Genomic DNA, 13,003 nt, shown 5'->3' with positions numbered 1-13,003 from the left:
TAAGGATGGTCGGGATGACTGGATTTGAACCAGCGACCCCCGCGTCCCGAACGCGGTGCTCTACCAGACTGAGCCACATCCCGATCAGGGGTGTACATATATACTATTAGTAATTATCAGGCAAGCTTAAATTTCCGTTTATAAGCCCCATGAATTTATGCATTATTATTGCTGTTGCCCCCCATATGGTGATGTCTTCATACCTGTATGCAGGGCCTTCATAGGTAAAGGTATCAAAATCAATTGACCTGGGATGCAGGTGGGCGTTCTCATGAAAAAAGAGTTCAACTGGTACAGTAATTACCCTCTCCACCTCTTCCCTGTTGATTATAAATTCATATGGATATGGAATTTTGCCCACAAAGGGGTGGACAATAAAGTTAGAGGCCACAGTCAGCTCATCATCCAGTCTACCCAGCACCTTTACATCACCAGGCGAAACGCCTATCTCTTCAAACGTTTCCCGCAGAGCGGTCTCCTCATAATCCCTGTCAATATCCTCAACAGCGCCACCCGGAAAGGATATCTGCCCCTTATGATGTTCCACCAAGTGCGTCCTTTCGGTGAATAGCACCTCATAGCCGCTTTCAGTTTTAAGCAGGGGGATAAGAACCGCCGCGTGGATAAGACAACCATTTTTATTTGGCACCTCTCCATGCCTTCTCCTGTTTAGCGCTTTTTGTATCTTCTCTGCCAGGTTTATCTTCATGCTTTCAGCTTTTCTTACCTCTTTATAAGGATATAGAGTTCTCCCTCATGTTTCATGTGGCCAGCAGCAAGTTCTGCATATGCCCCGCTTCCCCAGAAGATATCTGCCCTGCCGGCCCCTGTTATGGCCCCGCCCGTATCCTGGTTGACCATAAACCTTGAAAACTTTTGCCAGCGCTCTATCTCTCCCCTGCTGTTTTCAACAGGCTTTTCACTCTTTACAAAACAGAGCGCCCCCCTTGGAAATAGCCTTGAGTCAAGTGCAATAGACCTTCCGGGGGTAAGAGGGACACCTATATTCCCCAGCGGACCCTCCTTGAGCTCACGGAAAAAGATATATGAATCATTATAGTTAAGGGTATCATTAACTATCTCAGGCCTCTCTGCCAAAAGCCTGCGGATGCTTTGCATGGTAGTCTCTTCCCTTGTAAGATACCCCTTGTCAATTAGGTATTTACCTATGCTCCTGTAACCCCTGCCGTTTGATGATTCATACCCCACAGGGATAAATGTCCCGTCGTCAAGCCTGAGCCGGCCTGACCCCTGTATATGGAGGAATGCAACATCAACAGGGTCTTTAAGCCATGCTATCTCCAGGCTTCTATCCATGAGCCTGTTTTTATCCTCTATCTCCATCCTGGAGTAATAGGGCAGCACCTCTTTTCCCTGAATCCTTGCTATAATGCTTTCGCCCTTGTATTTTTCTCTAAAAAGGGAGAGCTCTATCTTTATAAGATCATCAGGCATGCGGTATACAGGGTATTTATACACATCATCCGGGGACTTTCTTGCATCATATATGGGTTCAAAATACCCTGTGAAGAGCACCTTTTTGCTGGTTAGCCTGCCGGCGGCCCTGTAAAGGTTGAACTGTTTCTTTATCTCATTCCTGAGCCTGCCAGGGTCTTTTATAGTTTTAATAAGACCGAGCAGGGTGTCCTGGCTTTCTATCATGTGATTCCTGCTGTATATCTCTGTGCCAAACCTGAATGTCCTCTCCTCTGGAAGCCTTTTCAGGTACCTGAGGTTATTTGATACTGCCTGCTCAAAAGAGGCAATGTCCATATCATCAAGGAAATCCGGGTAAAAATAACGTACACGAACGAGCGTCTCAGAAGGGGTGGCTGCCTCCTTTTTCAGGGCAGGATAACACCCGCATGTTAGTATGATAAATGAGAAGATTAACAGCCATATCCCTTTATTTTTTATGGTGATAGCAGAAATAATGGTTCTCCTTTCCCTGAAGATAAAAGTTTTTTATATCATATATATATGAAATAAATGATACAAGAGAATTTCAATTTATCTTTTTTATTGTTGTTTTTTTTCCACAAAATGGCAAAGTGTTGCAAAAAAGACACATTTTATTGTCTGCAGTGAGTGAGCTTATTATCCTTTTAATAAAAAGAATAGAATTAACGCAATAATATCAATATGTTAAAAGTGAGCCTAATGCAGCCTCTGGATGTGGCATTTCCTTTGCAGAGTTCCTGTTGATTAATAAGAGACGGAGATAATCGTGGGATTCAGGCAGCGTACATTGCAGGAGATGATAAGTTGTACAGGGATCGGGCTTCACTCAGGCGAAAAGGTCCACATGACCATCAAGCCCGCCCCGGTTGATAACGGTATCAGATTTATCAGAAAAGATATTGCAGGGCAATGTGAGATAAAGGCACAATCTGAGAGTGTTATCAATACCACATTATGCACTGTAATTGGAAATAACGGCTCTCACATATCTACCATTGAGCACCTGATGGGCGCATTTTTCGGTTTTGGCATAGACAATGCCATTATCGAAATAGATGGCCCGGAGGTTCCTATCATGGATGGAAGCGCTGCACCCTTTATCTTCTTATTAAAAAGCGCAGGCATCAAGGTTCAGAAAAAACCCAGGGAATTTATTGTTGTAAAAAAGACACTCCATGTGAAGGAAGGAAATAAATCTATAACAATAAAGCCATCAAAGGAATTGAAGATATCCTATACCATAGATTTTCACCATCCCCTTATCAGCAACCAGCAGTTTGATTTTACCTTTTCTGGCAGAGGCTTTATCGATGAGATCAGCAGGGCACGTACATTCGGTTTTTTAAAGGATATCGAGATGCTAAGGCAGGCAGGCCTTGCCAGGGGGGGCTCCCTTGATAACGCCATTGTGATAGATGACTTCAGGGTCTTGAATGAAGAGGGGCTTAGATATAATAATGAGTTTGTAAGGCACAAGATACTTGATTTTATGGGTGACATTTCGGTGATGGGCGCCCCTATAATCGGACATTTTATTGTCGATAAATCAGGTCATTCCCTTAATCACGCCATGCTGAAGGAACTCTCTTCAGATAAAAAATATTTTAAAAGGATAACTCCTGGTGAACCCCGTGAGGGTGCAAGGGAGGGCTTTACTATTCCCTCCTTCGGACCTATGGAGCCTTTGCCTGCTTGAAGCAGGGGGCAGGGGGCCAGCTTTATCAGGCAATTCTTTATAGTATTGCAATTCAGCAGTGCCTTGGCTATCATTACCTCTCGATCAGTCAGCCTGTAATGGCAAATACCGGAAGCGCATCAATGGGTTGTGTTACAGGTTTATTCTATTTCAGGGTTAATTTTGGCACAGGGGCATTCATTTGATGCAAAAATATCAGGAGTCTGCAACACAGGACAGGAAGAGACAGAGACGGGAATGGATTGTTATCCTCTGCCTGATCCTTGTAATACTGCCACTCTACTACGTGGGCATAAAATATTTTGATCTGGGCCTGGACCTGCCCGGATCAAACAGTACCCTGATCTTTTTCCTTATCAACATAAATATAATAATCCTGCTTGGTCTCCTTTACCTGACTGTCAGAAACCTGGTAAAGCTGCTTTTCGAGAGAAAAAAGAGCATCATGGGTGCAAGGCTCAGGAGCAAGCTTGTACTTGCATTTATACTGCTATCCCTGATGCCTACCATAATCCTGTTTTTTGTCTCAGCTCAGTTTATATCGAGCTCAATAGAGTACTGGTACAATATCCCTATAGAAAGGTCACTCAGGAATTCCATAGATCTGGGGCAGGATTATTATGAAAAGAGCTACCAAAAGATATTTGATTTCGGCAGCAATATCAGCCGGATTATAACCTATGACGGGCTCACACCTGTTACAAAGAACTCCGACCTGGTGAAGTTTGTGAATGACAAGCTTAATCAGTACGGCTTTTCACGGATACGTTACTATTCCCAGAAGATGGAGCTGAGGGTCTCTGCCCAGGACAGAAACCAGGACCTGGAATACTTTACAGGCCCCACGCAGCAGGAGCTTGAGGAAAGCTTCAATGCCGCTACCGAACTCAGGTTAAAGGAATCATCCGATTATGGTGAACTTATAAGCGGGATAATCCCAATATTTTCACGCACAGGCAACCGCGCGGTTGTAGGTCTCCTTGTAATTGATGAACTCCTTCCCGCGAAATTCGCCAACAAGCTTAAAAGTGTTACTAACGGTCTTGAGGAGTACCAGCAGTCAAAGATGCTTAAGAGGCCGGTGAAGGCCATACACATGATCCTTCTCTCCATCGTGACACTGCTTATTATCTTCATATCCGTATGGTTCGGGTTTTATCTCTCAAAGGGGATTACCGTACCCATACAGGAGCTTGCCGAAGGGACTGAAAGGATCGCATCAGGTGATTATAATTTTTTTATAGACCTTGAGGCTGCAGACGAGATAGGAGTGCTTGTCAACTCATTCAACAGAATGACCCTTGACCTTAAAAACAGCAAGAAACAGATTGAGGAGGCGAATGAGGAGCTGATAAAGAGCAACATGGAGATCGAGCAGAGGCGACGCTATATGGAGATCGTACTCACCAATGTCGGCGCAGGGGTTATATCAGCTGACATGGAAGGGAGACTGCTGACAGTTAATAAATCAGCTGAAAATATGCTGGGGATACAGGCAGGGGATGTTGTGGGGAAAAACTACAGGGAGGTAATGAACCCGGAACAGGTAAGGGTGATTAACGATTTCATGGCTGATAAGGGGTTCAGGAAACAGGGTTATATGCAGAATCAGATAAGGCTCGTTACTGCTGATAACAAAAACCTCACGCTGATAGTCTCCCTCAATATGCTTAGGGACGAACAGGGCAGATATTCTGGTCTGGTAGCGGTATTTGACGATTTCAGCGAGATAGAAAAGGCACAGAGAGAGGCCGCGTGGCGACAGGTTGCACGGCGCATCGCCCATGAGGTAAAGAACCCCCTTACACCGATCCAGCTGTCAGCACAGCGTATAAAAAAACGTATAGGAAACAAGCTTGATGAAGATGATGCACAGATGCTTAACGAATGTACTGATATGATTGTAAAAGAGGCAGAGGTTCTTAAAAGGCTTGTAAACGAATTTTCCACCTATGCCAGGATGCCTGCGATTAGCCCTGCGCCAGCAGACCTGAACAAGGCTGTCAGTGAGGCGGTTGCCCTTTATCAGGTAACACAGAACAATGTGACAGTATCCTTAAAAGATTCAGCCTTTGTGCCAGTATTCAGTTTTGATAATGAACAGATAAAAAGGGTCATGATAAACCTGCTTGATAATGCGATTACAGCGGCAGGCCCTGGAGGCGAGGTCAATGTAAACCTCTCATATGACAAAGGGCTTGATCTGGCAAGGATAGAGGTCTCTGATAATGGCGAAGGGGTGCCGGACGAGGATAAAAAGAGGATATTCGAGCCATATTTTTCAACCAAGAGTCATGGCACAGGCCTTGGACTTGCCATTGTTAACCAGATCATTAAGGATCACAGGGGTTTTGTTGATGTGGTGGACAATCACCCTATGGGGACACGTTTTATAGTGGAACTCCCTGTGAGCGTGTAAAAGGTGATCCTGATGCGCCTCCTGAAACAGTGCCATAGAGAATATAGAGTATGAGATTGCGCCAAACAGAGTGGTCACACATCCATGAGGCAAGAGGCCTTCACCTCTATACTATTCCCCTTGCATTTTTGTCTATTTTATATGGAGCAGGTGTAAGGGCGAGGAACCTGATACTTAAGAACAGGGGAAAAAGGCTCCCAGGTTTTGTCATGAGTATTGGCAACATAACTGCCGGTGGAACCGGTAAGACACCCGCGGTTATTATGGTTGCAGCATGGGCAAAGGCACAGGGGTACAGGGTTGCTGTGCTTTCACGCGGGTATGGGGGAAAATTAAAAAAAGGGGCACAGGTTGTTTCAGACGGAAAGGATATCCTTGTCGGGCCTGAGGTATCAGGGGATGAGCCCTGGCAGATTGCAGGGTCATTAAAGGATGTGCCCGTTGTTGTATCCCCTTCCAGATACCTTGCAGGCATGGAGGCAAAAAAAAAGTTTGATACAGAATTTTTTATACTGGATGACGGGTTCCAGCACATACGCCTTGCGCGTGATCTGGATGTAGTGCTTGCCGATGCAAAGAGCCCATTCGGGAACATGCACATGCTTCCATGGGGGCCGTTAAGGGAGCCTCTTTCCGGGTTAAGGCGCGCTGATATAGTAGTATTTACCCGCTCCAAAGGCATTTCTCCCTGCTGTACCAATCCATATATTGCCAATAAGCCTGTTTTTACAGGTGACCATCTCCCTGATAATATTATCTATCCCTGCACAGGTGAGGCGAATGACCTGTCCGCTGTCAGGGGCAGGCCTGTAATGGCCTTTTCAGGTATTGCAAGGCCTGAATCATTCAGGAAAGGCCTTGAAGATTTAGGGGCAAACATATTATCATTCAGGGCCTTTGGGGATCATTACCCCTTCACCAGGGCGGACCTCATTAAACTCGACGAGGAGAGAAGGGCTGTAAAGGCTGATATGCTTATTACCACGGAAAAGGACTGGGCAAGGATACAGGAGATTGTCCCCGATGAAAAAAATATTGCCCTGCTTTCCATTAAATTTGTTATTGAACCGGACGAGAAGGCATTCTATAGTATTATTAAGGAAAGGGCCGATAAAATACTTGGCCATTAATCGCATGGAAATATTAGGGGAGAAATTAAAATGAGCCTGAGCAAAGAATTACTTGAAATACTCGCATGCCCCAAATGCAAGGGGGAGGTATACCTTAATGATAAAGGGGACGGGCTAATATGTGACAAATGCAGGCTCCTCTATGAGATAAAAGATGACATACCAATCATGCTTATCGATGAGGCAAAACCTTTTTAAGCACTAAAAAATACACCCAATTTCCCATTTCGGAATATATTGTTCTTATATGTATAAATTAGGAACTCTTAATTCTCTTATATCCTATGCTGTATTAATAAAGGGTCTTGATATCAACGGGTGGATTAAAACCCTCCCAATAATCTGTATACAAAATAAAACAGGAATTTTTTGTTCTATCTTTTTTATATTGATCTTATTTATGTAATTATTTCAATAGGATACATGTTGGCACGCCGAATGCATTGTGTGTCAAAAGATTTTTGTTTTGGTATAAAACCAATTTAAAGGGAGAGAAGATGAAATTTGATACAGTTATAACGGAGGACTTTGAGCCTCCCAGTATTGGCGTAATGCCTGTTTCCCCTGAAACAAAGGCATTACATTCAAAGACCAAAGTAACAACCCTCCGACGTGTTTACAGTTCTCCAAAATTTAAGACAGGCCAGAAAACAACATTATTCAGAAAGAAATATTTTCCTGAAGCCTCGCCTGTTGAATGGAACAACTGGCAGTGGCAGCTCAGAAACAGGATCCGTGATCTTGACAGCCTGAAGCAGATCATTCATCTGAGCGATGATGAGATAAAGGCCATTGGTCTATCCGAAAACGGATTGCCTCTAAATATTACACCCTATTATGCAAGCCTTATTGACAGGGATAATTCCAACCACCCAATCAGAAAGGCAATAGTCCCTGTAACAGCCGAGTCCATACTCTCTTATGGCGAGGATGAAGACCCTCTTCATGAAGATTCTGACAGCCCTTTACACGGGCTTGTACACAGGTATCCTGATCGGGTACTTTTTCTTGTGACAGACTTCTGCTCAAGTTACTGCAGGTATTGCACGCGCTCACGCATGGTAGGAATGAGCCAGTGCCCTGTATCTGACAGAACCAGGTGGGAAAAGGCCATCAACTACATCAGCGAGAACAGGTCGGTAAGGGATGTCCTTCTTTCAGGAGGAGATCCTCTCACTCTTTCAGATGAATCACTGGAATGGCTTCTTTCAAACTTGAGAAAGATCGAGCATGTGGAGATGATCAGGATAGGCACAAAGGTGCCTGTTGTACTGCCGCAGAGAATTACACCATCATTGACAAGGATGCTCAAGAAATATCATCCCCTCTGGATGAGCATCCATTTTACACATCCTGAGGAGCTGACACCGGAAACAGCCCAGGCATGTGAAAGGCTTGCTGATGCGGGCATACCTCTGGGAAGCCAGACCGTTCTATTATCTGGCATTAATGATAATGTGGAGACTATCAAGTCCCTTGTTCATGGTCTCTTAAAGATAAGGGTAAAACCATATTATCTTTACCAGTGCGACCCTATCCCCGGTTCAGGCCATGTGCGCACATCCGTGGAAAAGGGGCTTGAGATCATTAACGGGCTCAGGGGACATACAACCGGTTATGCAATTCCCTCTTATGTGATCGACGCCCCTGGCGGAGGAGGCAAGATACCTCTTCTCCCGGACTATATTACAGGAAGGGATGGGGATGACCTGCTCCTTACCAATTATAAGGGCGGTGAGTACCGCTATCCTGACCCGGGCGGAAGGATTGGCCTTGATGGATACCGCTTTAAGGGCGGACCTGCCAGGGAACAGGTGCCCATGCCATGAAGGTAGGTTTAACCTATGATTTAAAGGAATATTACCTGGCACACGGCATGAGCAAAGAGGATGCAGCCGAGTTTGATTCGCCTGATACCATAGAAGGGATTGACGGCTCTTTAAAAAACCTCGGGTTTGAGACAGACCGGATAGGCAACATATTTGAGCTTACCCAGCGGCTTGTGGCTGGTGACCGCTGGGAGATGGTTTTTAATATAGCTGAAGGGATAAAGGGTTTTGCAAGAGAGGCCCAGATCCCTGCCCTGCTGGATGCCTACGATATCCCCTACACCTTTTCTGATCCAATGGTGCTTGCGCTTACCCTTCACAAGGGGATGACCAAGCATGTTATCAGGGATATAGGCATACCCACACCTGCTTTTCAGGTTATCAACACCTTAGCCGAACTTGAGAATTGCACTATGGCCTTTCCCCTTTTTGCAAAACCTGTTGCAGAGGGGACAGGCAAGGGCATAGGGCCTGATTCAAAGATTAAAGATAGAAAAGGGCTCTATGATGCATGCAGATGGATACTTGATACCTTTAAACAGCCGGCCATCCTTGAGGCATTTCTCCCTGGGAGGGAGTTCACGGTGGGCATCACGGGCACAGGTGAAAAGGCATCCTCTACAGGGGTAATGGAGGTTATCCTGAACAAGGATAAAGGGGCGGAGCCTGATTCATACTCATACGCAAACAAACAGTATTTTGAAAACAGGGTGGAATACAAGGCGGTAAATGACCCGGAGGCCATGAAGGCGGTTGAAACCTCCCTTGCGGCATGGCGGGGCCTGGGTTGCCGCGACGGTGGCCGTATTGACCTGAGGTCAGATAAAGAGGGTGTGCCCAATTTTTTAGAGGTAAACCCCCTTGCAGGGCTTAACCCTGCAATATCAGACCTCCCCATACTCTGCAGGCTAAATGGCATCAGTTACCAGGAGCTTATAAAACGTATTACTGATTCTGCGGTCGAGAGAATAAACAAAAGCACAAATCGAATATGAAAACAATCATTGTTTATGATAGACCGGCATTCGGGGATGCCAGCGATATCAAGGGTATCAACGATATACCCCCGGATCACGCCGATGTGCTTATACAGGTGCAGAGCGTAAGAGAAGCCCTTGTCTCGATAGGGTACGAGGTCGGCGAGGCGGGTTTTGACCTTAACCTGGATGGATTTAAAGATATGATCAGTCACTCTTCTCCTGATCTTATTTTTAATCTTGTTGAATCTGTAGGAGGCAGGGGTAGCCTTATTCATCTGGCCCCAGCCCTTTTTGATACATTTAATATCCCATATACCGGCTCAAAGACAGATGCCATGTATAAGACCTCAAACAAGTGCCTTGCTAAGGAACTCTTAAGGGCAAATAATATTTTGACCCCTGCATATATTACTCTTGAGGATTTTAAAAACAACGATGTCACACTTAATGGAGAATATATAATTAAGTCAGCATGGGAACATGCATCTATCGGGCTTGACGACGCATCTATAATAAAGCCAGCGTCGAGCCGAGAACTTCTTAATGAGATGCAGAAAAGGAAAGTGAGTCTGGGGGGCATGTGTTTTGCGGAACAGTATATAGATGGAAGGGAGTTCAACCTCTCCATGCTTGCAGGTCCGGATGGACCGGAGATCTTGCGCCCGGCTGAAATAAGGTTTCTGTCATATGGCAGCAGTAAAAGGAAGATAGTGGGATATGATGCAAAATGGGCGGAAGAGACATTTGAGTACAGCAACACTGTAAGGTCATTTGATCTCAGTAATGATGACCTGCCCCTGATCCAACGCCTCAAGGAGATCTCGCTTAAATGCTGGCGGCTCTTTAATATAGGTGGATACTGCCGTGTGGATTTCAGGGTTGATAAGGCGAATAACCCCTTTGTACTTGAGGTCAATGCCAACCCATGCATATCGCCCAATGCAGGCTTCATGGCGGCAGCGGGCCAGTCCGGGTTAAAGATGGAAGATGTTATAAAGAGAATCATCAATGATTCAAAGAATATTTTATAGGAATATAATGAATGTTCAGGATCAGGCGCATATATGATGATATTCTTCCTGTGGACAGAGAAATCATTGTAAGAGTACAGGGAATTCTACGTATACAATTTCCTCTTTTATCCGAAGAGGTCATACAGAAATTGCCCGATCAGCTTGTGAACCCCCTCAAATACAGGTTTAGATCTATCCTGTTTGTTGCTGAAGGGGATAGAGGGAAAATAAAGGGTTTTGCAGTGCTCCAGCACGCACCTGACCTGAGGTTCTGCTATCTTGATTTTATTTCCACAACAGAACATGGTACTGGCAGGGGTATTGGAAGCATCCTTTATGAGAGGATAAGGCAGGAGGCTCTGGGGCTAAATGCAGTCGGCCTCTTTTTTGAGTGTCTCCCTGATGATCCTGCACTGTGCAGCGACAAAGAGATACTGAAACAGAATATCGCACGTCTAAGGTTTTATGAAAAATTCGGGGCGCGGCCTGTAGTAAATACTGCCTATGAAACACCTCTTGTCCCCGGGGGAGAGTGCCCGCCATATCTTGTATACGATAATCTGGGGAAAAAAGGTATTCTTTTCCGGGAGTGGACAAGGAAGGTGGTCAGGGCAATTCTTGAGAGAAAATACGGGGATCTCTGTCCTCTGAACTATATAAACATGGTTGTAGATTCGTTTTCTGATCAGCCTGTAAAGTTAAGAGGGCCAAAATATATAAAAGAGGATTTTCCTGTAAAGGTAAGGAATATCAGGTCTGTTGACCAGTCTATTATCCTCGCTGTAAACGACAGGCATGGAATTCATCATATACGTGAAAGGGGTTATGTTGAAGCCCCTGTAAGGGTCAACCGGATCCTGGAAAAGATAAATTTACTGGGGATTTTTGAGCAGACAGCGGTCAAACATTTTTCTGAAAAATATATCCTGTCAGTTCATGATAAGGGCTATTATAATTATTTTAAAAAAGTATGCACGGTGGTAGAAAAGGGCAGGTCACTCTATCCCTATGTGTTTCCGATAAGAAACAACAGCAGGCCGCCAAAGGAGTTGCCGGTAAGGGCCGGGTATTACTGTATCGATACCTTCACGCCAATAAATGAAAACGCCTATCTCGCAGCAAAGAGGGCTGTAGACTGCGCCCTCACCATTACAGAAAAGGTGCTCGAAGGTTACAGGTTTGGCTATGCACTTGTCAGGCCACCAGGCCATCATGCCGAGCATAATGTGTTTGGAGGGTTTTGCTATTTCAACTCTGCGGCTGTCGCGGCTAACTATCTCAGCCAACACGGAAGGGTCGCGGTACTTGATATTGATTATCATCATGGTAATGGTACACAGAATATCTTTTATGGAAGGTCTGATGTCCTTACCATATCGATACATGGTCATCCGAGCTTTGCATACCCATATTTCAGCGGATTCACGGATGAAACAGGTGAAAAAGAGGGATTGGGCTTCAATATAAATATACCCCTGCCGGAACATATAACCTTTGAGCAATACAAAAGGGCTCTCGAATATTCTGTTAAAAAGATAATCAAAACTGGATGTAGATTTCTAATAATCTCCCTGGGGCTGGATACAGCAAAGGGCGATCCGACCGGGACATGGCCGCTCTTACCAAAGGATTTTAAGGTTATAGGTCAAATAATCGGTTCTATAAGGTTACCCACAATAATAATACAGGAGGGTGGATATAAAATCCGCTCCCTGGGCACTAATGCCCAGCATTTTTTTAAAGGGCTATGGGATGCCGGCATCTCAAATCACTGTAAGAGTCCAATCAAAAGCCTGATCTCACAAAAAAATGGAAAAGAGAAATATTTTGAATTGTAACAATCTAACATGGCGTGAGGAGCCGGTCCATACTGATATCAATGATATTGTTGAGATAGTCAGATCAACCGGCTTTTTCAATGAGGGCGAGCTGGATGTTGCTGCCGAGCTTGTAGAGGAGAGGCTTGCGAAGGGAACTGCAAGCGGATACTACTTTCTTTTTCTTGAGGTTGATAGAAAGGTTACCGGCTATTCCTGTTACGGCCCAATACCGGGCACCATTAGCAGTTTTGATCTGTACTGGATAGCAGTCAATAATGAATCAAGGGGCATGGGGCTTGGAAAACTGATACTTGATATGTCAGAACAGAAAATTGCATCCATGAGCGGAACAAAAGTATATATTGAAACCGCATCAAGAGATCTTTATCTGCCCACAAGGAAGTTTTATGACTCATGTGGGTACAAAGCAGAAGCACAGTTAAAGGATTTTTATGGACCAGATGATGACAAGATTATTTATGTTAAGAATATGTAGAAGGGCACAGCGGAGAGTCCCTTTTATGGTCGTCATCAATGGTGTGCCATGCTGAATAAGCCACATATGAAGCCGAAAGAAAGGTCTGGGAAAAGGCCGGAGAGGTTGACCTGAACAGGATGCTGTAAGTATTTATATCTATCCTTTGATACATCGGGT

General features: G+C 44.8%; 12 protein-coding genes and 1 tRNA gene. 10 read left to right on the top strand and 3 right to left on the bottom strand.

The window, feature by feature from the left end:
* Window positions 1-6: 6 nt before the first annotated feature.
* From GX654_16360 to GX654_16350, 3 genes are all read right to left on the bottom strand, one after another.
* Window positions 7-83 (bottom strand) — tRNA-Pro (locus GX654_16360).
* 23 nt (window positions 84-106) lie between these two features.
* A complete protein-coding gene (locus tag GX654_16355; protein ID NLD38435.1) occupies window positions 107-709 on the bottom strand; it encodes a CoA pyrophosphatase in 603 nt (200 codons plus the stop codon).
* Between the two features lie 14 nt (window positions 710-723).
* Window positions 724-1,773 carry a transglycosylase gene (locus tag GX654_16350; protein ID NLD38434.1) on the bottom strand — a complete coding sequence of 350 codons (1,050 nt, stop codon included), beginning with the start codon at window positions 1,771-1,773 and terminating at the stop codon, window positions 724-726.
* A 484-nt stretch (window positions 1,774-2,257) separates the two neighbouring features.
* On the opposite strand from GX654_16350, the gene GX654_16345 reads away from it, so the two are divergent.
* The 10 genes from GX654_16345 (at window position 2,258) to GX654_16300 (ending at window position 12,844) form a co-directional block, all read left to right on the top strand.
* Complete coding sequence (locus GX654_16345; GenBank protein ID NLD38433.1) at window positions 2,258-3,157, top strand: UDP-3-O-acyl-N-acetylglucosamine deacetylase; 900 nt, start codon at window positions 2,258-2,260, stop codon at window positions 3,155-3,157.
* The gene (locus tag GX654_16340) at window positions 3,154-3,342 is read left to right on the top strand and encodes a hypothetical protein (protein ID NLD38432.1); all 189 of its coding nucleotides are present in this window, start codon (window positions 3,154-3,156) and stop codon (window positions 3,340-3,342) included. The genes GX654_16345 and GX654_16340 overlap by 4 nt, the downstream gene beginning before the upstream one ends.
* On the top strand, window positions 3,342-5,576 hold the full coding sequence (locus GX654_16335; protein NLD38431.1) for a PAS domain S-box protein: 2,235 nt from the start codon (window positions 3,342-3,344) through the stop codon (window positions 5,574-5,576). The genes GX654_16340 and GX654_16335 overlap by 1 nt, the downstream gene beginning before the upstream one ends.
* A 50-nt stretch (window positions 5,577-5,626) precedes the next feature.
* Window positions 5,627-6,706 (top strand): tetraacyldisaccharide 4'-kinase, encoded by a 1,080-nt coding sequence (gene lpxK / locus GX654_16330; protein ID NLD38430.1) that lies wholly within the window; start codon window positions 5,627-5,629, stop codon window positions 6,704-6,706.
* Between the two features lie 30 nt (window positions 6,707-6,736).
* Window positions 6,737-6,904, top strand: coding sequence for a Trm112 family protein (locus GX654_16325; protein NLD38429.1), 168 nt, complete (start codon window positions 6,737-6,739; stop codon window positions 6,902-6,904).
* 299 nt (window positions 6,905-7,203) lie between these two features.
* Window positions 7,204-8,535: a KamA family radical SAM protein gene (locus tag GX654_16320; protein NLD38428.1), complete on the top strand. Its 1,332-nt coding sequence runs from the start codon at window positions 7,204-7,206 to the stop codon at window positions 8,533-8,535.
* Complete coding sequence (locus GX654_16315; protein ID NLD38427.1) at window positions 8,532-9,530, top strand: D-alanine--D-alanine ligase; 999 nt, start codon at window positions 8,532-8,534, stop codon at window positions 9,528-9,530. Before GX654_16320 ends, GX654_16315 begins: the two co-directional genes overlap by 4 nt.
* A complete protein-coding gene (locus tag GX654_16310) occupies window positions 9,527-10,546 on the top strand; it encodes a D-alanine--D-alanine ligase (GenBank protein NLD38426.1) in 1,020 nt (339 codons plus the stop codon). Before GX654_16315 ends, GX654_16310 begins: the two co-directional genes overlap by 4 nt.
* 11 nt (window positions 10,547-10,557) lie before the next feature.
* Window positions 10,558-12,366: a histone deacetylase family protein gene (locus GX654_16305; GenBank protein NLD38425.1), complete on the top strand. Its 1,809-nt coding sequence runs from the start codon at window positions 10,558-10,560 to the stop codon at window positions 12,364-12,366.
* Window positions 12,338-12,844 carry a GNAT family N-acetyltransferase gene (locus tag GX654_16300; GenBank protein NLD38424.1) on the top strand — a complete coding sequence of 169 codons (507 nt, stop codon included), beginning with the start codon at window positions 12,338-12,340 and terminating at the stop codon, window positions 12,842-12,844. The genes GX654_16305 and GX654_16300 overlap by 29 nt, the downstream gene beginning before the upstream one ends.
* Window positions 12,845-13,003 lie beyond the last annotated feature (159 nt).

This window comes from Desulfatiglans sp. (assembly GCA_012513605.1).
Taxonomy (GTDB): domain Bacteria; phylum Desulfobacterota; class DSM-4660; order Desulfatiglandales; family HGW-15; genus JAAZBV01.
This window is presented reverse-complemented; position numbering and strand designations above follow the sequence as displayed.

What these genes read in the sequence shown, in the direction of transcription:
- GX654_16355 (NLD38435.1), bottom strand. Translation starts at nt 709, where the DNA reads ATGAAGATAAACCTGGCAGAGAAGATACAAAAAGCGCTAAACAGGAGA.
- GX654_16305 (NLD38425.1), top strand. Translation starts at nt 10,558, where the DNA reads ATGTTCAGGATCAGGCGCATATATGATGATATTCTTCCTGTGGACAGA.
- GX654_16315 (NLD38427.1), top strand. Translation starts at nt 8,532, where the DNA reads ATGAAGGTAGGTTTAACCTATGATTTAAAGGAATATTACCTGGCACAC.
- GX654_16320 (NLD38428.1), top strand. Translation starts at nt 7,204, where the DNA reads ATGAAATTTGATACAGTTATAACGGAGGACTTTGAGCCTCCCAGTATT.
- GX654_16350 (NLD38434.1), bottom strand. Translation starts at nt 1,773, where the DNA reads ATGGACATTGCCTCTTTTGAGCAGGCAGTATCAAATAACCTCAGGTAC.
- GX654_16335 (NLD38431.1), top strand. Translation starts at nt 3,342, where the DNA reads ATGCAAAAATATCAGGAGTCTGCAACACAGGACAGGAAGAGACAGAGA.
- GX654_16345 (NLD38433.1), top strand. Translation starts at nt 2,258, where the DNA reads ATGATAAGTTGTACAGGGATCGGGCTTCACTCAGGCGAAAAGGTCCAC.
- GX654_16310 (NLD38426.1), top strand. Translation starts at nt 9,527, where the DNA reads ATGAAAACAATCATTGTTTATGATAGACCGGCATTCGGGGATGCCAGC.
- GX654_16325 (NLD38429.1), top strand. Translation starts at nt 6,737, where the DNA reads ATGAGCCTGAGCAAAGAATTACTTGAAATACTCGCATGCCCCAAATGC.
- GX654_16300 (NLD38424.1), top strand. Translation starts at nt 12,338, where the DNA reads ATGGAAAAGAGAAATATTTTGAATTGTAACAATCTAACATGGCGTGAG.
- lpxK (NLD38430.1), top strand. Translation starts at nt 5,627, where the DNA reads ATGAGATTGCGCCAAACAGAGTGGTCACACATCCATGAGGCAAGAGGC.